Origin of the sequence: Bacillus sp. SJ-10 (genome assembly GCF_002843505.1) — a bacterium.
Taxonomy (GTDB): Bacteria; Bacillota; Bacilli; order Bacillales; family Bacillaceae; genus Bacillus; species Bacillus velezensis.
Genome location: NZ_CP025258.1, coordinates 2,234,120 through 2,255,017, shown reverse-complemented (window position 1 = coordinate 2,255,017; position 20,898 = coordinate 2,234,120). Strand labels below are relative to the sequence as shown.

The 20,898-nt window shown below is 48.1% G+C and carries 21 protein-coding genes; 6 read left to right on the top strand and 15 right to left on the bottom strand.

Features of this window, described 5'->3' with window-relative positions:
- Window positions 1-14: 14 nt before the first annotated feature.
- The 9 genes from CXL14_RS11615 to ytaF all read right to left on the bottom strand — a co-directional run bounded on the left by CXL14_RS11615 (window position 15) and on the right by ytaF (window position 8,666).
- On the bottom strand, window positions 15-1,442 hold the full coding sequence (locus tag CXL14_RS11615) for a bifunctional 2-methylcitrate dehydratase/aconitate hydratase (protein WP_014418342.1): 1,428 nt from the start codon (window positions 1,440-1,442) through the stop codon (window positions 15-17).
- Window positions 1,443-1,467: 25 nt separating this feature from the next.
- Window positions 1,468-2,565, bottom strand: coding sequence for a citrate synthase (mmgD, locus tag CXL14_RS11610; RefSeq protein ID WP_007612474.1), 1,098 nt, complete (start codon window positions 2,563-2,565; stop codon window positions 1,468-1,470).
- Between the two features lie 23 nt (window positions 2,566-2,588).
- A complete protein-coding gene (locus tag CXL14_RS11605) occupies window positions 2,589-3,722 on the bottom strand; it encodes an acyl-CoA dehydrogenase (protein ID WP_014418343.1) in 1,134 nt (377 codons plus the stop codon).
- Window positions 3,723-3,751: 29 nt separating this feature from the next.
- Window positions 3,752-4,603: a 3-hydroxybutyryl-CoA dehydrogenase gene (locus CXL14_RS11600; RefSeq protein ID WP_014721486.1), complete on the bottom strand. Its 852-nt coding sequence runs from the start codon at window positions 4,601-4,603 to the stop codon at window positions 3,752-3,754.
- A gap of 19 nt (window positions 4,604-4,622) precedes the next feature.
- Window positions 4,623-5,804: an acetyl-CoA C-acetyltransferase gene (locus CXL14_RS11595; RefSeq protein WP_101287795.1), complete on the bottom strand. Its 1,182-nt coding sequence runs from the start codon at window positions 5,802-5,804 to the stop codon at window positions 4,623-4,625.
- 141 nt (window positions 5,805-5,945) lie between these two features.
- Entirely contained in the window at window positions 5,946-6,683 is a 738-nt protein-coding gene (locus tag CXL14_RS11590) for a glycerophosphodiester phosphodiesterase (RefSeq protein ID WP_015240188.1), read from the bottom strand.
- Between the two features lie 87 nt (window positions 6,684-6,770).
- Window positions 6,771-7,397: an N-acetylmuramoyl-L-alanine amidase family protein gene (locus CXL14_RS11585; RefSeq protein WP_017418119.1), complete on the bottom strand. Its 627-nt coding sequence runs from the start codon at window positions 7,395-7,397 to the stop codon at window positions 6,771-6,773.
- 19 nt (window positions 7,398-7,416) lie between these two features.
- On the bottom strand, window positions 7,417-7,734 hold the full coding sequence (locus CXL14_RS11580) for a hypothetical protein (RefSeq protein WP_014721488.1): 318 nt from the start codon (window positions 7,732-7,734) through the stop codon (window positions 7,417-7,419).
- A gap of 308 nt (window positions 7,735-8,042) precedes the next feature.
- Window positions 8,043-8,666, bottom strand: a complete 624-nt coding sequence (gene ytaF / locus CXL14_RS11575) for a sporulation membrane protein YtaF (RefSeq protein WP_007408366.1) — start codon at window positions 8,664-8,666, stop codon at window positions 8,043-8,045.
- 146 nt (window positions 8,667-8,812) lie between these two features.
- On the opposite strand from ytaF, the gene CXL14_RS11570 reads away from it, so the two are divergent.
- The 6 genes from CXL14_RS11570 to alr all read left to right on the top strand — a co-directional run bounded on the left by CXL14_RS11570 (window position 8,813) and on the right by alr (window position 13,119).
- The gene (locus CXL14_RS11570) at window positions 8,813-9,445 is read left to right on the top strand and encodes a helix-turn-helix domain-containing protein (RefSeq protein ID WP_014418348.1); all 633 of its coding nucleotides are present in this window, start codon (window positions 8,813-8,815) and stop codon (window positions 9,443-9,445) included.
- A 290-nt stretch (window positions 9,446-9,735) separates the two neighbouring features.
- Window positions 9,736-9,873 (top strand): hypothetical protein, encoded by a 138-nt coding sequence (locus CXL14_RS20185; protein ID WP_014470646.1) that lies wholly within the window; start codon window positions 9,736-9,738, stop codon window positions 9,871-9,873.
- A gap of 93 nt (window positions 9,874-9,966) precedes the next feature.
- A complete protein-coding gene (locus tag CXL14_RS11565; protein WP_032863662.1) occupies window positions 9,967-11,085 on the top strand; it encodes an NADH-dependent flavin oxidoreductase in 1,119 nt (372 codons plus the stop codon).
- A 126-nt stretch (window positions 11,086-11,211) separates the two neighbouring features.
- The gene (locus tag CXL14_RS11560; protein ID WP_029973891.1) at window positions 11,212-11,424 is read left to right on the top strand and encodes a spore germination protein; all 213 of its coding nucleotides are present in this window, start codon (window positions 11,212-11,214) and stop codon (window positions 11,422-11,424) included.
- A gap of 124 nt (window positions 11,425-11,548) precedes the next feature.
- Window positions 11,549-11,761 carry a spore germination protein gene (locus CXL14_RS11555; RefSeq protein ID WP_014418351.1) on the top strand — a complete coding sequence of 71 codons (213 nt, stop codon included), beginning with the start codon at window positions 11,549-11,551 and terminating at the stop codon, window positions 11,759-11,761.
- A gap of 176 nt (window positions 11,762-11,937) precedes the next feature.
- Window positions 11,938-13,119, top strand: a complete 1,182-nt coding sequence (alr, locus tag CXL14_RS11550) for an alanine racemase (RefSeq protein ID WP_007408361.1) — start codon at window positions 11,938-11,940, stop codon at window positions 13,117-13,119.
- Between the two features lie 146 nt (window positions 13,120-13,265).
- Here alr and spo0A read toward each other — a convergent pair whose 3' ends face one another.
- The 6 genes from spo0A to dxs form a co-directional block, all read right to left on the bottom strand.
- Window positions 13,266-14,066, bottom strand: coding sequence for a sporulation transcription factor Spo0A (gene spo0A, locus CXL14_RS11545; protein ID WP_003153177.1), 801 nt, complete (start codon window positions 14,064-14,066; stop codon window positions 13,266-13,268).
- A 280-nt stretch (window positions 14,067-14,346) separates the two neighbouring features.
- Window positions 14,347-15,627, bottom strand: coding sequence for a SpoIVB peptidase (spoIVB, locus tag CXL14_RS11540; protein WP_014418352.1), 1,281 nt, complete (start codon window positions 15,625-15,627; stop codon window positions 14,347-14,349).
- Between the two features lie 163 nt (window positions 15,628-15,790).
- Window positions 15,791-17,521, bottom strand: a complete 1,731-nt coding sequence (recN, locus tag CXL14_RS11535) for a DNA repair protein RecN (protein ID WP_007408359.1) — start codon at window positions 17,519-17,521, stop codon at window positions 15,791-15,793.
- A gap of 31 nt (window positions 17,522-17,552) precedes the next feature.
- Window positions 17,553-18,002, bottom strand: coding sequence for a transcriptional regulator AhrC/ArgR (gene ahrC / locus CXL14_RS11530; RefSeq protein WP_003153173.1), 450 nt, complete (start codon window positions 18,000-18,002; stop codon window positions 17,553-17,555).
- 96 nt (window positions 18,003-18,098) lie between these two features.
- The gene (locus CXL14_RS11525) at window positions 18,099-18,944 is read right to left on the bottom strand and encodes a TlyA family RNA methyltransferase (RefSeq protein WP_014418353.1); all 846 of its coding nucleotides are present in this window, start codon (window positions 18,942-18,944) and stop codon (window positions 18,099-18,101) included.
- Window positions 18,941-20,842: a 1-deoxy-D-xylulose-5-phosphate synthase gene (gene dxs / locus CXL14_RS11520; RefSeq protein ID WP_014418354.1), complete on the bottom strand. Its 1,902-nt coding sequence runs from the start codon at window positions 20,840-20,842 to the stop codon at window positions 18,941-18,943. The genes CXL14_RS11525 and dxs overlap by 4 nt, the downstream gene beginning before the upstream one ends.
- Window positions 20,843-20,898 lie beyond the last annotated feature (56 nt).

Sequence of the window (20,898 nt, the reverse complement as noted above, 5' to 3'; positions counted from 1 at the left end):
GTCACCCTCCTATTTTATACGAGAAATAAGTCCATAAATTCACTAACGCTGAGCTTCTGCATTCGGCCGCTATGTTCGCAGGCCTCTTCGATTTTTCGCTGCTGCTTCAATGAAAAATGAGTACTGATGTTTGCTGAAAACTTGGCAAGAATCTTCGGAACGGCTTCTTTTCTGCGGAACCGGTGTCCGAGCGGGTATTCACATTCAATCCGTCCCGTAGCCGTGCCGTCTGTAAAATGCACCTGTACGGCATTTGATATGGATCGCTTATTCGGGTCTAAGTAATCTTTTGAGTACGCTTTGTGTTCCGTCACCTCCATTTTGCTCCGCAATGTATCAATTCGCGGGTCAGACGCCGTTTCCTCTTCATAATGATCCGCCGTGATATCTCCGAAAAGCAGCCCGATTGCCGTAATATACTGGAGGCAGTGATCCCGGTCAGCCGGATTGTGAAGCGGCCCTTTTTTATCGATAATCCGGATTGCCGACTCATGGGTCATAATCGTGATCCTATCAATGTCTTCAATGCGGTCTTTCACCTCCGGATGAAGCCGGACCGCGCATTCCGCCGCTGTCTGGGCGTGAAATTCAGCCGGGTAGGATACTTTAAATAAAACATTCTCCATCACATAGGACCCAAGCGGGCGGGCAAGCTTCATTTCCTGCCGGTTAAACAGTACGTCTTGAAATCCCCACCCAGATGCGGTCAGAGCCGTCGGGTACCCCATTTCACCTTTTTGCGCCATAAGGGCCAAATATACGCCTCTGCTCGTCGCGTCGCCGGCCGCCCATGATTTGCGTGATCCGGTGTTCGGCGCATGACGATACGTTCTGAGGCTTGAATTATCAATCCAAGCGTGAGATACGGCGTTATTGATTTCCTCTCTTGAGCCGCCCAGCATTTGTGCGCAAACAGCCGCAGTCGCCACTTTCACAAACAGCACATGGTCAAGCCCCACTCTGTTTAAGCTGTTTTCCAAAGCGAGAATTCCTTGAATTTCGTGCGCTTTGATCATTGCGCAAAGCACATCGCGCACGGTAAGCGGTTCTTTCCCTTCTGAAATCCGCACTCTGGATATATAATCCGCACAAGCCAATATGCCTCCGAGATTGTCAGACGGATGACCCCATTCCGCAGCAAGCCACGTATCATTATAATCGAGCCACCTGTTGATACAGCCGATATTAAAAGCAGCCGTGACCGGGTCTAAAACAAAAGGCGTGCCCGGGACTCTGCTGCCGTTGGGCACGAAGGTTCCCGGGACAATCGGGCCGAGCAGCTTTGTACATTCGGGATAGCTGAGCGCCAAAATTCCGCAGCCTATCGTATCAAGAAGCACATGTCCTGCCGTAGTGAATGCTTCTGAACTGTCAATCTCCTGATGGAGCAAGTAGTCAGAAATCTCTTCGATTACAGCGTCCATTCGGCGGGGTTCTGTCATGTTTTCATCTTCCTTTCTCATCTGTTTACAGACGCGCTCCGGTGTAGCGGACACGCGGGCGGAAAAGCCGGTTTCGGCTGTGCTGTTCAATAACGTGGGCGCACAGTCCGACCGTCCGTGCGCTGAAGAATATAGGCGTGTACAGCGGGATCGGGATGCCGAGCATGTAATAGACCGGCGCTGCGTAGTAATCTAAATTCGGATAAAGGCCTTTTTTCTCCCTCATGACGGTTTCGCCGGCTTCACACATATTATAAAGACGGAAATCACCTGAAAGATCAGACAGCTTTTTTAACGCTTCTTTCATCATGAGCGCCCTCGGGTCCATTTTTTTCATGTAGACACGGTGGCCGAAGCCCATGATTTTTTCTTTGTTTGCGAGTTTTTGAGTTAATAATTGTGTAAACCCGTCTGTATCCTTCGCTTCTTCAAGCATGTACATAACCGCTTCGTTCGCGCCGCCGTGAAGGTTTCCTTTAAGCGAGGCGACGGCTCCGGTCAGCGCGCCGTAAATATCCGATTGCGTCGAAGCAATGACACGGGCCGTAAACGTTGAGTTCGGCAATTCATGCTCACTGTATAAAAGAAGCGACCGGTCGAAGATTTCTTCTTCCAAAGATGACGGTGTTTTTCCGGTAATCATATATAAAAAGTTTGCGCTGTATGATAAGGTTCCGACCGGCGCCAAAGGCTCCAGCCCGTTGATGACTCGATAGCTGTTGACCGTCAGATTCGGCATTTTGCCTATCAGTCCGCGTACGCGGTGCTGATTTACGGAAGATGAACGGTCATCGATGTCCTTGTCAAAGCCTCCAAGGGCGGACAAACCCGTCCTCAGTCCGTCCATCGGGTGAGTATGTTCGGGCAGCAGACGGCATATGTGCAAGATTTCCTCGGGAAGATGTCCGCCGCGCCGAACGTCTTCTTCAAGCGCCGCCTTCTCTTTCGCATCAGGAAGTCTGTCTTCCAATAAGAGATGAACAATGTCCATATAGCCGGCCGTTTTAGAAAGCTCAATCAGATCGTGGCCTTTGATTAAAATACTGCCCTGCTGTGTATCCAGGAAAGAAATCCCCGTTTCCACCGCAATGACGCCATCTAAACCGGGAGAATAAGATTCCATGGTTTCGCTCCTTTGCGCACTTTTTATTGAAGAAGATACTTAGAAATAATCAGCCTTTGAATCTCATTGGTTCCTTCATAGATTTGCGTGACTTTCGCATCCCGAAATAAACGCTCCGCGGGATATTCTTTCATATAGCCGTAGCCGCCGTGAATCTGCACAGCCTCCACCGCCGCTTTCATCGCCGCATCGGACGCGAATTGCTTCGCCATAGATGCTTCTTTTCCGCACGGAAGCCCTCGCTGATACAGATCAGCAGCATGATAGACCAATAATTTGGCAGCTTCCGCATTCGTCGCCATGTCAGATAATTTAAATGAAACGGCCTGATTCGAAGCGATGGGTCTGCCGAACTGGCTGCGGGTTTTGGCGTACTCCACCGAGCAGCCGAGCGCCGCTTCGATAATCCCGAGCGCCTGAGCCGCTATGCCGATCCGTCCGACGTCAAGGTTTTTCATGGCGATTGAAAAGCCTTCGCCCTCTTCGCCGAGCCGGTTTTCAATCGGAATTTCCGCTTGGTCAAACTGCAATTCGACAGTATTGGAACCTAACAATCCGAGCTTTTTTTCTTTTTTTCCGACAGAAAAACCGGGTGTGTTTTTTTCAACGATAAACGCGGAAATCCCCTTTCTCCCCTTACCCGGATCGGTTATGGCGAATGTCAGATACAGATCTGCCGCTCCGCCGTTTGTAATAAAGATTTTTGAACCGTTCAGAATATATGAACCGCCTTTTCGCACGGCCGTTGTTTTCAGGCTTCCCGCATCAGATCCGGATTGAGGCTCAGTAAGCGCAAACGCCCCAATATATTCGCCCGCTGCCAGCTTCGGAATATACGTTTGTTTTTGGGCTTCTGTCCCGAAATGCAAAATCGGGATTGTCCCTACCGATGTGTGGACGGATAAAATGACGCCGACGGCCGCGCTGACTTTTGATATTTCATGAATCGCTAAAATGTAAGATGTTGTATCAGCACCCGCCCCGCCGTAAGCTTCCGGGACGGGAATGCCCATCAATCCCGCTTCGCCCATTTTTTTAATCAGCCGCTCCGGAAATTCATCTGTTGATTCCATGAGCTCAACCACCGGCGCGATTTCCTTGCGGGCAAAATCACGCACCATTTTTCTCATCATGATGTGCTCTTCTGTAAAATGCATGGCTGCCGTCTCCCCTCATGATCTTTACGTCATCTGCCGTACTCATAAAAACCGCGCCCGCTTTTTTTGCCGAGCCAGCCGGCGCTGACATATTTTCTGAGCAGAGGGCATGGGCGGTATTTCGGATCTCCGAGCCCCGCATAGAGAACCTCCATAATGGAAAGGCACGTATCCAGACCGATGAAGTCAGCTAATGTTAAAGGACCCATCGGATGCCGCATGCCGAGCTTCATCACCTCATCAATCGCTTCCTTTGAAGCTGCTCCTTCGTAAAGGCAATAAACGGCTTCGTTAATCATCGGCATTAATATGCGATTAGATATAAAGCCCGGGAAGTCATTGACTTCGACAGGGGTTTTATTCATCCGGACGGCAAGCTTCTTTACTGTTTCCGCTGTTTCTTCCGATGTGGCGAGTCCTCTGATGACTTCGACAAGCTCCATGACAGGAACCGGATTCATAAAATGCATGCCGATTACTTTTTCAGGCCTTTTTGTGGCCGCGGCAAGCTCCGTAATGGGAAGAGAAGACGTATTGCTTGCCAATACGGCATGAGAGGGACAGATTTTATCAAGTGTGTCAAACAATTCCGCTTTTGCTTTTTTGTTTTCGGCAATGGCTTCAATTACAAAATCAGCATCTCCCGCTTCTGTGAGTTCTGCCGGAGAAATACGGCTGAAAACGGCATCTGTCTCCTGCTGTGACTTCCGTCCTTTTGCCTGCTCTTTCTCCAGGTTTGCCTTTATGCGGTGAAGACCCTTTTTTACCGTTTCCGGCTCCCAATCGTATAACTTGACGGCAAACCCAGCTTCTGCAGCCGTCTGAGCGATGCCTGCTCCCATCTGACCGGCACCTGCGACCATGATTGTTTTCATCTTCATCCGGCGCTCCCTCCTTTGATCAGTACACCTCCAGCAGGACGGCATCTCCTTGAGCTGCTCCGCTGCATATAGCCGCTATGCCTAAACCTCCTCCGCGACGCTTTAATTCGTATATTAAACTCATGATGATTCTCGCTCCGCTTGCTCCGATCGGGTGGCCGAACGCGATTGCCCCTCCGTTTACATTCACTTTCTCCCGGCTGAACCCGGCTATTTTTTCACTCACGAGCACGACGGACGCAAATGCTTCATTTACTTCAAACAAATCAATATCGTCAACGGACAGTCCGGTTTTTGTCAAGAGCCGGCTGATGGCCTCTCCCGGCGCGCTTGCCAGCTCGGACGCTTCCAGTCCGACTGACGCAAAGCCAAGTATCGCTGCGAGCGGCCTGACATGCTGCTTTGCGGCTTTTTCCTCTGACATCAGCACAAATGCTCCGGCCCCGTCATTTACACCGGGAGCGTTTCCGGCTGTAACCGTTCCGTCGGCTGTAAAAATTGGCTTGAGCGCTGCGAGCTGCTCAAGGCTTGTATCAGGGCGCAGCCCCTCATCCGCTTCAACAGTATGCTGTTTGCCCTTTTTGCCGGTACAGGTGACGGGGACAATTTCTTCACGCAATTTGCCCGCCTCAGCCGCCTCAGCCGCGCGTTTCTGGCTCAAAAGAGCGTAATGATCCTGTTCATCCCGGGAAATGCCGTACTTTTTGGCCGCAGTGCTTCCGTGGACAGCCATATGCACCTGGTCGAACGCACAGGTCAGCCCGTCATGAACCATTAAATCCTGAAACACCCCGTCCCCCATCCTCACACCCCAGCGGCCGGCCGGAATGGCGTACGGAATGTTGCTCATGCTTTCCATTCCGCCTGCAATCAGCACGTCCGCATCTTTCGCCCGGATCATTTGATCACAGATGGTAACGGCCCTGAGCCCTGATGCACAGACCTTATTAATGGTTTCAGCCGGAACGGACCATGGAAGCCCGGCATATCTTGCAGCCTGTCGTGCCGGAATCTGCCCGGCACCCGCCTGGACGACCATTCCCATCACCGCTCCTTCCGCTTCGCTTTCACTGATAGCGGCGCGCTTGATTGCTTCTTTTATGACAATGCCGCCAAGCTCGGCTGCCTTTACTTCTTTTAATGCGCCGCCGAATTTTCCGAACGGCGTTCTTGCCGCACTGACGATAACCGTTTTTCCCACAATTTTGCCTCACTTTCAATAAGATAAAAGATAACGCTTACACAAAACGCCCTGTTACAATATATGAACCGGCTGACCGAGTTATGATTGCACCGCCTTTTTCCCGCCCATAAAAAAAAGAAGACTGTCTGAACAGTCTTCTCAGCTGCGGCATTCTTCTTTTATAGAAACAGCCAGCTTTGGATAATCGGTAAAAATCGCGTCTGCTCCCGCTTTCATCAGCTGCTTCATATCCTCAGGACGATTGACGGTGAACGGACGGAGCGCTGCTTGGTGTTTTGCAAGATGTTTGATCACTTCAGCGCTCACCGCCGGCGTACCGAGCTTCGGATGATAACCCGAAGCGGGAATGGCGGCAAGATACCGTTCAGGCCGGTACAGCACATCCATCGTCAGCACCGCCCGTTCAATTTCAGGCGCCAAGGCGTGGCAAACCGCGAGACTCTCATGATTAAATGAAGAAAAAATAACGCGCTTTTCCAGTCCGTAATATCTGACTTTTTTAATCACTTCTTCTTCCATTCCTTCGTAACGGAATACACTGTTTTTCAGCTCAATGTTTATCAGAAAATCAGCACGTTCCGCAAAACGCAGCACATCTGACAAAAGCGGAATTCTGACACCTTTAAAAGCATCTTTCCATTTTCCGGCGGCATCGGCGGTTCTGATTTTGTCATACGCCGTATCTTTCACAAATCCTTTCAGAGACGTCGTGCGGTCGAGGGTTTCATCGTGAATGACCACGATCCGGCCGTCTTTTGTCATCTGTACATCAAGTTCAATTCCGTCAGCCCCGTCCTCAATCGCTTTTTTGAACGCGGGCATCGTATTTTCCGGGCAGTCGCCCGACGCCCCCCGGTGGGCAAAAATATTCGTCATATGTGTCACCTCAGGTGTTTGTCATCGGTTTTCTCTATTATAATCGTTATGCACATAAGGAGGGCGCTATTTACACATATTTTATAATTACCGGCCGCTGTAATAAGTTTCGATTCCGTTTACAACGGCGTCCGCGGCATGCTCTTGTCCGTTATCGCTTTTCAGCTTGTCCGCATCTTGAGGATTTGTGATAAAACCTAATTCAGCCAGCACACTCGGCATCTTTGAATATGTAATGACATAAAAAGGAGCTTCTTTTACGCCTCTGTCCTTCATCCCTAAAGACGTGACAAGCTGCTGCTGGATGTCGGAAGCAAGCCTTTCGCTGTCTGCGCCTTCATATGTCGAATTAAAATACGTTTCCGTGCCCGATGCCGTTGATACGGCTGAATTCGTATGGAGGCTGACGAATAAATCGGATTGGCTGGCGCTTGCTTTCGCCACCCGCTCGTCCAAACGTAAAAAAGTATCGTCAGTCCTTGAAGCTACAGGTTTTGCGCCTTCTGTCTCCAATTTGGCGATCACCTTGTTTGACACCGCTAAATTGATGTTTTTCTCAAGCAGTCCATTTCCGCCGGCCCCGCTGTCTTCTCCGCCATGTCCGGCATCGATATAAATGGTTTTCCCTTGCAAAGGTTCAGCTGCATAAGCAGACGGCGCAAGCAGAAGCAGAGCGGCACCGAAGGCAGCAGCGCTTTTTGTCAGTAAACCCACGTTTTTTTCCTCCCCGTTTTCACATATCTGTTTCTTTTTTCAGTTCCTCAAGCCGTAATTGTCCGTTGCTCTCTTTTTTATAGGTGATTTGCACCGCCGTATGTTCAGGCAGAGACTGACATTCAAACCGCTTGGCGAAAGGCACCTTCACCTCTTGCCTTTCTCCGTCAATTTCGACCGCGATTGTATCGTTTCCGGCCGCTTTTATAAATGTTCCTTCCTGTGTAAATGACGGCGCCGCATCAGCCTCCGCGGTATACTCGCAGCCTGATAACAGCCATGCGGTGAAGATCAGAAGTATGACAGACTTCACACAGATCACCTCACGTTTTCTCATTCGGCTTTATCTTTGAACAGAATGGCCGATTTGTAAAGGGAGCCTTCATTCCTCCAGCGCTTTTCCATATTTGGAATGAAGGCTATCTGACCTGCTGTTTACCTGAACTTAGAAAGAAAACAAGCTGATCAGTCTATGAAAAAGGTTCTGTCTGAAGGCCGAATATGCAGAATTTAACGGAAACGGACGACTTTCTGTTCATTTTGAAAAAATATCAGATCGCCAAAAAAAAAGAGCCGCGTCATGCGCTCTCCCGAATAGAAACATTCATATTTATTTTGAGCTTTTCATAAAATGAACGGGACAACTTAAAAGAGCAGCGTATTGGCAGCAATGATGAGAATAATCACTCCGCTCAGCACCGTGCTGAACTGTCCGACGTGAAAAGAACCGATGCGCAATGATGCGGCTTTTTTTCCAAGCGAGCAGCCGATCCATATGGTCAAAAAGCTTCCGACCGCCGCAGTGATGGAAATGGCAGCGGGAGAAAGTCCGATCAACCCCGCGCTTAATCCGTTGGTCAGCGCATTTGCGGATACGGCCACCCCGAGAACCATGGATTCCAATATACCGATTTCTCCCGAACCGTCGGCATCCGCTGCCTCCGGATTTTGCAGCAGACCGGCAAAACGGCCTTTTTTTCCTGACGCGCCAACACGCGCTGTTTTTCTCGGCACAGCCAGCAGAATGATGCGGATACCGATGACAGATAAAATAAACGCCGCCAGCAATACAGGAAGAAAGCCCGGTAAAACGGCTGAAATCCATTTGCCGAAATAAATTCCGATATAACTGAATACAAAACAGATAAAAGCGATCATCATATTCGACGCATGCGATATTTTGATTTTTCTGATGCCGTATGACATCCCCACTCCTAAATTATCAATGCTCGAGGACACTGCCAAACCTAAAATCAATAACCAAGCCATGTTCGTTTCTCTCCATTCTTTGATTTCTTTTCAACATGTTGTGCCGTTGAATCTACACTATCCTATTCAGCCGCACAGAAAAGGTACCTTTTCTGCAAAAATTATTGATTAATGATCATCATTCCGGCGGAAACGAGGTGACACCCTTGACAGAAAATAAAAATAAGACACTGGGGCCCCTTTTAAAATCACTGCTTGATAAGCACTCGCTCTCCATGAGAAAACTCGGCGCCTTAACAAACATTGATACGGCCACCATCTCCCGGATTATAAACGGCAAGCAGAAGGCCAATTTAAAGCATCTTCAGGAATTTTCAAAACATCTCCGCACCCCGCTGGAGGAATTGCTTGAGGCGTCAGGCATAGACATCGGCCATGAAAAAGAAGCTGCGCCGCAAGACCCGATGCACGCGATTCAGGATATGCTGAATATGGCCGAGATGTTTGATCAGCCTTTTTCCCGGGAGCAAATTGAACGCGAACTGACCAGATATGAACAATATGCCAAAACCCAGCAGGGCCATCGCCTGATTTGCGATGAGTTTCAAAAGAAAATGGACAATGAAGAAAGCGTCGGCCCTTTTATTGATCATTTGAAAAACATGCATCATCAGTATATGGATGAATCAACACCGGCTGAAGACCGCGCGATTCTCGGGAGCGCGCTGCTGTATTATATTTTAGCGACCGACGTCATTCCGGATTACATGTTTCCGATCGGCTACCTGGATGACGCCATCGCCGTTCAAATCGCTTTGAACCGGCTGAAAAAAAAGTAAAGGCGCTTAAAAAAGCGCCCTTTTTGTGTTGAAAAATATGAAACACCGCATTACGGTTTTGTCAAAACAGAGACAGCTGTCATATGATACATCAACCTAACAAAAAGGAGGGTGTCTTCTATGGACAGCAACACAGTTGTGGCAGTGTGCGCTCTGTTAAGTGTTGTGATTCAGATCGGAACGATATTCGCCGCAGGAAAGTGGAAAAAAGAATAAACAAATTGACGGTTTTTTCGCACAAGCGTATGCTTATAAATAACCTTGTAAAAGATAAGAAAGAAGATATGCATATGAAAAAAATCATTCTCCTCTTCGCCGCCGCTGTCATATTCAGCTCGATCGGCCATCAAATTTCAGGAGGATATAAAGATCCTGAAAAGGAACGGAGAAAACCGTTTCATTCGTTTAAATGGTTCAGCCGGTCATAACCTCAGGAAGAAGAACAAGCAAAATAATTGCACACAATTAAAACATAAGCTAGAATACGGACGAGTTAAACTCCTAAGGAAGAAGGCGAAATGATGAAGCAAACTTATAAACCGCTGTTTGAACCTTTTACGTTCGAAAGCGGCGTCACCATACCAAACCGTATTTCAGTCGCACCCATGACACACTATTCATCAAATGATGACGGAACGATTTCCGACCGTGAATTAAGCTACATTACTCCCCGTTCAAAAGAAATGGGCATGGTCATTACGGCATGTGCAAACGTAACGCCAGACGGCAAAGCGTTTCCAGGCCAGCCCGGCATCTATGATGATTCTCACATTCCCGGCTTGAAAAAACTCGCTCAGGCGATCCAGTCTCAAGGAGCGAAAGCCGTTGTGCAGATTCACCACGGAGGATTGGAATGCCCTCCTGAACTCGTGCCAAACAACGACGTCGTCAGTCCGAGCGGCTCAGAAGAAGACGGGAGACAAACGTCCCGGGCTCTCACCGAACAAGAAATTGAGCACATCGTGAAAGCATTCGGCGAAGCGACACGCAGAGCGATTGAAGCCGGCTTTGACGGTGTTGAAATTCACGGGGCAAACGGGTACCTGATTCACCAATTTTATTCACCGAAAACAAACCGGCGCACAGACCGCTGGGGCGGAAGCGATGAAAAGCGCCTTGCGTTCCCGCTTGCAGTCGTTGACGCTGTCAAACAGGCAATTGATACACACGCTGAAAATCCATTCGTTCTCGGCTACCGCCTGTCACCGGAAGAGCCGGAAACACCGGGGCTTACAATGAAAGAAACATTCATGCTCGCCGACGCGCTTGCGGAAGAGAACTTGGATTATCTGCATATTTCACTGATGGATGTCAATTCCAAAGCCCGCCGCGGGGCGGATACTTCACGGACCCGGATGGATTTATTAAACGAACGCGTCGGCCATAAAGTGCCGCTGATGGCCGTCGGTTCCATCTATACCGCGGACGAAGCGCTTGCCGTATTAGAAAGCGGAATTCCGCTGGTGGCTCTGGGACGTGTCATTTTGATTAACCCCGAATGGGCGGTGCTGGTCAAAGAAGGCCGCGAACAGGAAATCGAAAAAGCCATTCAAGCATCTGAAATTGAGAAATACCGACTTCCTGAACCGTTATGGGAAATGATTCAGAATACAGGCGGCTGGGTGCCGTTTGAAAAGTAGACTAAAAAAACTGCCGGATGTCCGGCAGTTTTTTTGATTCACAAGTTTTTACCGCTTTGTTTACTCCTATTTCTAACACACAGCGTACATATAGTAAATAGATTAATAGAAAGGAGACCGTATATGATGGCTGGTTTTCCTATTACGATTAACAGTCTTTCCGGAAACGGGGTTGTCAATGTCGGCGGTGCGTTTTCGATAAGTCCTTTAACCGTATCAAAAACCGTCTACGGCTCAGGAGGGGGAAATACAGGGTTGGTCCTGCAAATGAATCAATCCAGTACATCTCAATCTTCAAGCTCTCAATACTCTGATCAAAATGTCACGAAAACATTATGACATCGTATTTCCCTCCCTTTCCGGCTGGCAGCAGCCGGATTCTTTTTGCCGTTTTGTTTAATCTTCTTCCATATCACAGCGTACATATAGTTAGTAGACTGTGAGAGAAAGGAGAAAAAATAGAATGAGCGGTTGCCCGATTACGATAAACAACGTATCAGGAAACGGAGTTGTCAATGTTGGCGGCGCCATATCCATCAGTCCGCTGACTGCATCAAAAACCGTTTTCGGTGCCGGAGGGGGAAATATCGGCATTGTCATTCAAAACAATGCTGTGAGCCACACCAAAATGTTTGAACATCAATTTTCAGATCAGAATATTGTAAAGTCAATTTAAGGGCTGACAAGCAGCCCTTTCAGCATAAATAAAGCAGGCTCACTGATTTCCCGAAAACTAGATTTTTAAACATCAGCGATCACCTTTCCATGTTTTGAATGATTTCAGTTCAAGATGAATAGAATGCAGATTGAAAGCATGAGTACTGAATCTCATTAAGGAAAGAAGGAATCGTGATGAAAAAACTTTGCCGGGAAGTTTGGATTGAAGTTGACCTTGATGCGATAAAAAAGAACGTACGGGCGATCCGCCGCCATATTCCGAATACGTCTAAAATTATGGCCGTCGTAAAAGCCAACGCTTATGGCCACGGGTCTGTGGAAGTAGCGCGGCAGGCACTGGAAAGCGGGGCGAGCGAGCTCGCTGTCGCCAGCGTCGAAGAGGGAATTGTGTTACGGAGAGCGGGAATTACGGCACCTATTCTTGTGCTCGGCTTCACAGCTCTCAGCTGTGTGAAAAAATCTGCCGTTTGGAACATAACATTATCAGCGTTTCAGGTCAGCTGGATCAAAAAAGCGAATCGGATATTGGAAAAAGAAGCAGATTCGAAACGGCTGTCCATTCATATCAATGTGGATACCGGAATGGGCCGGCTGGGTGTGCGTACGGAAGAAGACCTTTTAGCAGTGGTGAAAGCGCTCAAGTCGAGTACATACCTGTCATGGGATGGCATCTTTACACATTTTTCAACAGCGGATGAACCGGACACTGAGCTGACGATGCTGCAGCATGAAAAGTTTATCAGCTTTCTCCGCTTTTTAAAAAATCAAGACATTACGCTGCCTACCGTGCATATGTGCAACACAGCCGCCGCTATCGCATTCCCGGAATTCAGCGCCGACATGATCCGTTTAGGCATTGGGTTATATGGTTTATATCCGTCCGCCTCGATAAAGGAACTGAACCTCGTGGATCTCACACCCGCGCTAAGTTTAAAGGCGCGTATCGCTTATGTGAAAGCTATGGTGACAGATCCCCGGACCGTCAGTTATGGCGCCACATATATCGCCGAACCGGGTGAAATCATCGCGACGATTCCGATCGGCTATGCTGACGGTTACTCCCGCGCCCTGTCCAACCGCGGGTTTATTCTTCACCGCGGCAGACGGGTGCCGGTGGCGGGGAGAGTGACAATGGATATGATCATGGTCAGTTTAGGTGAGAATGAGGGCAAACAAGGAGAAGAAGTCGTCATCTACGGTAAACAACAAGGAGCCGAGATTTCCGTTGATGAAATTGCCGAAATGCTCGGTACGATCAGCTACGAAGTCCTATCTGTGTTAAGCCGCCGCGTCCCCCGCTTTTATTTCAGAGACGGCAAAATCATTAAAATATCAGCCCCGGTATTATACGTGTAGACGGCATAAACCCCGCATTTATGTATAGAACAAGTACCGGCGTGAGTGATTCCCATTGTTTTCGTCAGCAAAATTTCAAAACGCCTTCTCTTCCGCGTTCATGCACGGAATAGAAGGCGCGAAAAAGACATTTAGCCAAAAGCTTGTTACGAAGCTTTATGCTCCAATCTCAGCTTGTCAGCAACCATCGCGATGAATTCTGAATTGGTTGGTTTTGCTTTTGTCATGCTTACCGTATATCCGAACAGTGAAGAGATGGAATCAATATTTCCCCTGCTCCATGCGACTTCAATGGCGTGGCGGATGGCCCGTTCTACACGGCTTGCGGTCGTGTTGAATTTTTTGGCGATGTCGGGATAAAGGACTTTTGTGATGCTGCCGAGGAGTTCAATATCGTTATACACCATGGAAATGGCTTCACGCAAATAAAGATAGCCTTTGATATGGGCAGGCACACCGATCTCATGGATAATGCTTGTAATGCTGGCATCGAGATTTTTCCGCTTCGGCTCCGGCTGGCTGCGGATAATGCTGCTTTGCGCGGACGGCGCACGGTGTGTGACACTGCTGACATTTCCGCTTACCTGGCGGATATGGCCGACAAGGTTTTCCATATCAAACGGCTTCAGGATGAAATAGGACGCGCCTAAATCGACGGCTTTTTTCGTAACGTCTTCCTGACCGAATGCCGTCAGCATGATGACGTTCGGCTGCTTCTCGAGCTCTGATTCCCGCAGACGCTCCAAAACCGCAAGTCCGTCCAGATGCGGCATGATAATGTCTAAAACGAGTACATCAGGATTCTTATCTTTAAACAAAGAAAGACATTCCTGTCCGTTATAAGCAACGCCGATCACTTCCATATCATCCTGTCCCTCTATATATTCACTCAACAGGCTTACAAGCTCTCGATTATCATCAGCAACACAAACTTTAATTTTCTCCACGTTTCTTCCTCCCCCAATGTATTAACAGGACGCAACCCATTTGACTGCTACATGTTACATTCGACAAAACCACTACTTCCCCTTTTAAAAAATCCATATTTACCAATAATAGTGGTATATCTTTGTTTTTCTAGCATTTTCTAGGTTTTTCGACTAAAAATTAAGTTTGACAAATCAGGAAACGTGAATTTGTCGAAAAATCTTCATGTCTTATTTTACATGAATCCAGGAAAGAAGTGAAGAACGCATCACATAAAAAAACTGCCGGATCATCCGGCAGTCAGCTTGCTTTGTCTTTCCCGTAAACATCAACACCCGCTTCAGACAGCATCCATTCGATATGAACGCCGTAGCCGCTTGTCGGATCATTGACAAATACGTGGGTTACGGCTCCGACGACCTTTCCGTTCTGGATGATCGGGCTTCCGCTCATCCCCTGAACGATTCCGCCGGTTCTTTTCAGCAGTTTCGGATCTGTCACTTTCAACACCATTCCCTTTGTCGCCGGGAATTTTTGCGGCGTGGTGCTGACGATTTCAATATCAAATTTCTCTACTTTATCGTTTTCAATAACCGTCAGCATTTGCGCAGGTCCTTTTTTTACTTCATTTGACAAAGCAATCGGAAGCGCTTTGTCGGAAATGTTGTTTTTAATCGGCTGATGCAGTTTCCCGAAAATGCCGAACGGGCTGTTGCGGTTAATATCGCCGATCGTTTTCCGTTCTGACGAAAACCTTGCCAGTTTTTCGCCTGGATTGCCGCCTTTTCCTTTTTCAATCGATGTTACAGTTGAACGGACGATTTCTCCGTCTTCTACAACAATCGGTTTTTTTGTATCCATATCAGAGATGACGTGGCCCAATGCGCCGTATTTTTTTGTTTTCGGTTCAAAAAATGTCATGGTGCCGATGCCGGCTGCCGAATCGCGGATATAAAGGCCGATTCGATATTTCCCCTCGGCTTCGTCCTTTGTCGGAATCAGCTTTGTTTTGATTTTTTGCTTATCGCGTTTCACCAATAAATCCAAAGATTCACCGGTTTTGCCCGCTTTTTGAATAAACGGGGCGATGTCGCTCATTTTTTCAATTTTATGTCCGTTCATTTTAATAATGATGTCGCCAGATTCAATTCCCGCTTGTTCTCCCGGAGACTTTTTCCCATCCTTTGTCATCACCTGGTGAAAGCCGACGACCAAAACACCGACTGAATGCAGTTTTACACCGATGGACTGTCCGCCCGGAATGACCTTCAATTCTGGAAGAACACGCACTTTCGTTTTTTTAATGGGAAACCCGGCAAGATCATATACTACTTCTGACCGGCCTTGTGTTTGCCCTGTTATGTTTGCATGGCCGTGCTCTTCTTTCAGCGTAAAGGCTTCTGATAATTCGCCCTTTTCAGCGCTTATTGATGCATTGACCGGAACGGCTTGTGTCTGGTTTTCAAAGACGCTCATTTCTGACGGTATCAGTAAATATTCTTTAAACGGCTTAAAAAAGCCTACACTTAGTAAAGAAACAAGGAGAATTACACCTATTGCTTTCCTCATGTTATCGTGCATTCATTCCTTCACTCTCCTCGCTCCTATCCCACACCACTTTCTTTTTCTGCTACATCTATACTTTTGCCTTCCTGCGCTTGATTTATAACCGGCATACGAAGAAAAACATTGGATACACTGTTAGAGAAATGGAACAAAAAAATAAGCTGCCTGTATCAGCAGCTTATCCTGTCGTTTTTACCTGTCCGGCCTGTTTTAAAAGCTCTTGTGCATGCCGTTTTGTCAGATCGGTCACTTCAACGCCCGCAATCATGCGGCCGATTTCCGCTACCTTGTCCTGTTTGGAAAGCGGCGTGACATGCGTTGTCGTCCGGCCGTCTTTGAATTCTTTTGCGATCAGAAGGTGCGTATCCGCCATGGCGGCAACCTGCGGCAGGTGTGTAATGCAGAGCACCTGTGAACCGGTCGATACTTTATGGATTTTTTCTGCGATGGCTTGGGCAACCCGCCCGCTTACACCGGTGTCCACTTCGTCAAAGATGATGGAGGTGACATCCTGCTGGGAAGAAAAAATACTCTTCATCGCCAGCATCACCCGTGAAAGCTCGCCTCCGGAAGCGACCTTTGACAGCGGTTTTAAAGGTTCACCGGTGTTTGTTGAAATTAAAAACTTCACAAGGTCAATCCCCTTTTGGGTAAGCTGCACGGGCTGCCCGTTGACAACCGGTGCTTCACTGGCTGACGGATCGGTTTTCACGAGAAATTCCGTATCAAACGTTGATTTGCCCATATACAGACTTTTTAATTCCTGATGAATCGCTTCCGCCAGTTTCTTAGCCCATGCTTTTCTGATTTTTGATAAATTGGCGGCTTCTACGGCCACATCTTTGCCGACCGACTCCAATTCCTTCTTCAGCGCTTCAAGGTGGCTGTCGCGGTTCTCGATTTGATCGATTTCCTCTTCTATTTTGGAGCCGTATTCCAAAATGTCTTCTACCGTCGCTCCGTATTTGCGCTTCAGCTGTTTGATCTCATTTAAACGGGTTTCAATAAAATTCAGCCGTTCCGGGTCATATTCCAGATCATCTAACAGATTGCGCATCTGAAAGGTTGCATCCTCCAGCAGATAATAGGAACTTGACACGCTTTCTGACAGCTTTTGCAGCGGTTCATTGATATCCGAAATATCTTCAAGCTGGGCAGAGGCCATTCCGACCCAGTCAAGCCCCCCCTGCTCGCTGCGGAGCGCATTATAGGCGTTTTGCAATGATTCATAAATTTTTTCAAAGTTGGATATCTGCTTCCGCTCTTCCTGAAGAAGCTCGTCTTCATTCAATTCAAGCTTCGCCGACTCGATTTCTTCAAGCTGAAATTGAATCAGGTCTAACCGATGCGCCATTTCCTGCTCGCTTTCTGACAGCTTCTTCACTTTTTTGAGCAGCTTCATATAACGCTCATAGCCTTCATGGTAAGCCTGAAGCGCGGATTCGGCCTCAGCGCCCGCAAACCTGTCCAACAGCTCTAAGTGTTTATCGTCCTCCATTAACAGCTGGTTATCATGCTGTCCGTGAATATCTAATAAAAGTCTGCCGATTTCCCTCAAAGCCGCAATCGTCACTAATTTTCCGTTGACACGGCAGACGCTTTTTCCTCCGGCATTAATGTCCCTTCTCATGACAATCATGTCGTCAGATGCGTCTATTCCCTGCTCACGGCATACTTCAAAAACGGGATGACCGCTGTCCAATAGAAACAGTCCTTCAAGCTCGGCCTTTGTTTCACCGTAACGGACAAATTCAGACGAGCCGCGGCCGCCGACTAATAGGGAAACGGCGTCTATAATAATTGACTTGCCGGCCCCTGTTTCTCCCGTCAGGACGGTGAGCCCCCGCTCAAACGAAATCGTCAGTTCCTCTATAATGGCAAAGTTTTTTATTGATAGTTCAGCTAACAAACAGCATTCCACCTTTTATCTGATAATTACGCTACAGCAGCTCCAAAAGACGGCTTTGTACGCCTTCCGTATCTTCAGGCGTCCTGCAGATGATTAAGATCGTGTCATCTCCGCAGATCGTTCCCATGATTTCTTCCCATTCGAGATTATCCATCAGAGCGCCGATTGCCTGAGCATTCCCCGGCATCGTTTTTAATACGATCATATGACTTGCTGAGTCAATTTTTACGAACGCATCCATTAATGAACGCTTCAGTTTTGACAGCGGATTGAACCGCTGATCCGCCGGCAGGCTGTATTTATAGGAGCCGTTATTCGTCGGCACCTTTACGAGATGCAGCTCTTTAATGTCTCTGGAAACAGTCGCCTGGGTTACCTTATACCCTTCTTCTCTCAGCATGTCAACTAAGTCATCCTGTGTTTCAATCTCATGGCTTGTAATAAGCTCTCTGATTTTTATATGCCTTTGGCCTTTTGTCATGTAAGCACCTCTGTTTTCAAGCTGTTCTTGTCATTATGTTAACCGCTTCTTGATAAAAAGTACATGATGGCAGAAAAAAGGAATAATAGCCCCCTATTATTCCGGTACATCTGTCTTTTTGGCTTTTAATGTTTCATGTGCTTCGCGGACGGTACGGAGAATGTCTTCTTCCGGCAGTTCAGCGCCGTTTCCGTCTTCTCCGCCCCATTCCAAATGAAGCAGAAACTCAATATTGCCGTCTCCCCCTGTAATCGGTGAGAAGGACAGTCCTTTCACTGTATATCCTTCACAAGCGGCAAATTGATTCATGCGGCGGAGAACGTCAGTATGAACGCCTGGATCTCTGACAATGCCTTTTTTTCCGACGGATTCCCGTCCGGCTTCAAATTGCGGCTTCACCAGTGCGATACAATCGCTCCCCGGTACAAGCAGCGTTTTTAAAACCGGCAGAATGAGGCGGAGTGAGATGAAAGAAACATCGATTGTCGCAAATTCCGGCAAACCCTCTGTGAAATCGGAAGGCTCGGAATAGCGGAAATTCGTCCGTTCCATGACGACGACCCTCTCGTCCTGTCTGAGCTTCCAAGCAAGCTGATTATAGCCGACATCCACTGCGTAGGACCGCTCGGCTCCGTTTTGGAGGGCGCAATCCGTGAATCCCCCTGTAGACGAGCCGATGTCAATCATCGTTTTGCCTTTTACCGAGACGGGAAACACTTCCAGGGCTTTTTCAAGCTTTAATCCGCCTCTGCTGACGTATTTAAGAGGGTTTCCTTTTACCGTTAACGGAAGATCCCGGGCGATTTTTTCACCCGGTTTGTCCAATCGGTTTTCATTTGAGTAAACGATGCCCGCCATAATGGCGCGTTTCGCTTTTTCCCGCGTTTCCGCAAGTCCTTTTTCTACAAGAAGTACATCTAATCGTTCTTTTTTTGCTGTCATGATCCAATTCCTTTATGTGTCTTCGGCGGCATCAGCAGTTTGATCCGGTTCATAACCTCAGCCTTCGTGAGACCGATTTCTTCAAGCAGGGCGGTTACGCTGCCGTGTTCAATAAACCGGTCTGGGATGCCCATTCTGTCAATCGGTGTATGATACATGCCGAGGTCATGAGCGAATTCAAGAATCGTGCTGCCGAATCCGCCTTCAAGCACGGCTTCTTCTATCGTTAAAATCGGCAGACCTTCATTAAGAATGGCCTTCATCATTTGTTTATCAATCGGTTTTATGAACCGCGCATTCACGACACGCACGGACAGGCCTTCTTTATGCAGTTCTTCAGCCGCTTCCAGCGCCATTTCAATGGTCGTACCGAATGTTAAAATGACCGCGTCTTTTCCGGGACGGAGCACTTCCCATGTTCCGATCGGAATGGTTTTCAGCTCTTTATCCATCTTTACGCCGAGCCCGTTTCCGCGCGGGAAGCGCATCGCGATCGGACCTTCCTCATAATTAAGGGCTGTATTGACCATATGGCGGCCTTCATTTTCATCCTTCGGCATCATTAAAACGAGGTTTGGTATATGCCGCAAAAAGGCGATGTCAAAGACGCCTTGATGTGTCTCCCCGTCAGCGCCGACCAAACCGGCGCGGTCAATGCCGATAAATACATTCGCGTTTTGACGGCAGATGTCATGGACGACCTGATCGTACGCCCGCTGCAAAAAGGTCGAATAAATCGCAAGAAACGGCTTCATGCCTTGGAGCGCCATTCCAGCCGCCATCGTCGCCGCATGCTGTTCTGCGATTCCGACATCAAACATGCGTTCAGGAAATTCTTTCGCAAACCCTTCCAGTTTAGAGCCGACCGGCATGGCCGGTGTAATCGCGACAATTCTGTCATCCTCACGCGCCAGCTCCTGCACGGTGCCGCTGACAAGTCCGCTCCATGAAGGCGCCGCGGCTTTCGGCTTGACGAAATCACCCGTATTGATTTTATACGGACCCGTTCCGTGCCATGTGCCGATTGTGTCGGTCTCAGCCGGTTTATAGCCTTTGCCCTTTTTCGTAATGACATGTAACAGGACAGGGCCTTTCGTTTTTTTGGCGTATTGCAGGTTTTCAAACAGTTCGTGGTAGGAATGACCGTCAACCGGGCCTAAATACGTAAAGCCCAGCTCTTCAAAAAACATGCCTGACACAAGCATATATTTCAAACTGTCTTTTATCCGTTCCGCTGTGGCGGCCAATTTTCCGCCGACGGCCGGGATGCGCTTAAATAAATATTCAAGCTCGTCTTTTACCCATTGATATTTGCCGGCAGTCCGAAGCCGTCCCAGCATAGAATGAATCGCCCCGACATTCGGCGCAATACTCATCTCATTATCATTCAGGATGACGATCATGTCTTTTTTCTCATCACCGATATGGTTCAGCGCTTCAAGCGCCATTCCTCCGGTTAAAGCGCCGTCTCCGATAATCGGGATGATATATTCCTTCGATCCTTTAATATCACGGGCGGCAGCCATTCCCATCGCGCCTGAGAGCGAGGTTGAGCTGTGGCCTGTTTCCCATATGTCATGTTCGCTTTCGCTGCGTTTCGGGAAACCGCAAAGCCCTTTATATTGGCGCAAGGTTTCAAACTCCTTACCGCGTCCGGTTAACAGTTTATGAACATAGGACTGATGTCCGACATCCCATAAAAATTTATCTTTCGGACTGTCAAATTCTTTGTGAAGCGCAATTGTCAGCTCGACAACCCCGAGGTTCGGCCCGATATGGCCGCCAGAGGCAGACAGCGATGTGATGAGGAAATTGCGGATCTCCTCACTCAGCTCTTCCAGCTCTTCAATTGACATCTTTTTAAGAAATGACGGGTCCTGTATTGATAAAAGATCCAAAGCGGATCAACTCACTTTCAGCATGAATTTCTGCAAATTAAACAGTGTCTTTTTGA

Excerpts from the sequence above, each read along its gene's own strand:
- ahrC (WP_003153173.1), bottom strand. The coding sequence starts at position 18,002 with ATGACAAAAGGCCAAAGGCATATAAAAATCAGAGAGCTTATTACAAGC.
- CXL14_RS20185 (WP_014470646.1), top strand. The coding sequence starts at position 9,736 with ATGAAAAAAATCATTCTCCTCTTCGCCGCCGCTGTCATATTCAGCTCG.
- spoIVB (WP_014418352.1), bottom strand. The coding sequence starts at position 15,627 with ATGCACGATAACATGAGGAAAGCAATAGGTGTAATTCTCCTTGTTTCT.
- CXL14_RS11605 (WP_014418343.1), bottom strand. The coding sequence starts at position 3,722 with ATGCATTTTACAGAAGAGCACATCATGATGAGAAAAATGGTGCGTGAT.
- CXL14_RS11590 (WP_015240188.1), bottom strand. The coding sequence starts at position 6,683 with ATGACGAATATTTTTGCCCACCGGGGGGCGTCGGGCGACTGCCCGGAA.
- ytaF (WP_007408366.1), bottom strand. The coding sequence starts at position 8,666 with ATGGCTTGGTTATTGATTTTAGGTTTGGCAGTGTCCTCGAGCATTGAT.
- CXL14_RS11615 (WP_014418342.1), bottom strand. The coding sequence starts at position 1,442 with ATGACAGAACCCCGCCGAATGGACGCTGTAATCGAAGAGATTTCTGAC.
- CXL14_RS11555 (WP_014418351.1), top strand. The coding sequence starts at position 11,549 with ATGAGCGGTTGCCCGATTACGATAAACAACGTATCAGGAAACGGAGTT.
- CXL14_RS11600 (WP_014721486.1), bottom strand. The coding sequence starts at position 4,603 with ATGAAGATGAAAACAATCATGGTCGCAGGTGCCGGTCAGATGGGAGCA.
- CXL14_RS11565 (WP_032863662.1), top strand. The coding sequence starts at position 9,967 with ATGAAGCAAACTTATAAACCGCTGTTTGAACCTTTTACGTTCGAAAGC.
- CXL14_RS11560 (WP_029973891.1), top strand. The coding sequence starts at position 11,212 with ATGGCTGGTTTTCCTATTACGATTAACAGTCTTTCCGGAAACGGGGTT.
- mmgD (WP_007612474.1), bottom strand. The coding sequence starts at position 2,565 with ATGGAATCTTATTCTCCCGGTTTAGATGGCGTCATTGCGGTGGAAACG.
- alr (WP_007408361.1), top strand. The coding sequence starts at position 11,938 with ATGAAAAAACTTTGCCGGGAAGTTTGGATTGAAGTTGACCTTGATGCG.
- CXL14_RS11525 (WP_014418353.1), bottom strand. The coding sequence starts at position 18,944 with ATGACAGCAAAAAAAGAACGATTAGATGTACTTCTTGTAGAAAAAGGA.
- CXL14_RS11580 (WP_014721488.1), bottom strand. The coding sequence starts at position 7,734 with ATGAGAAAACGTGAGGTGATCTGTGTGAAGTCTGTCATACTTCTGATC.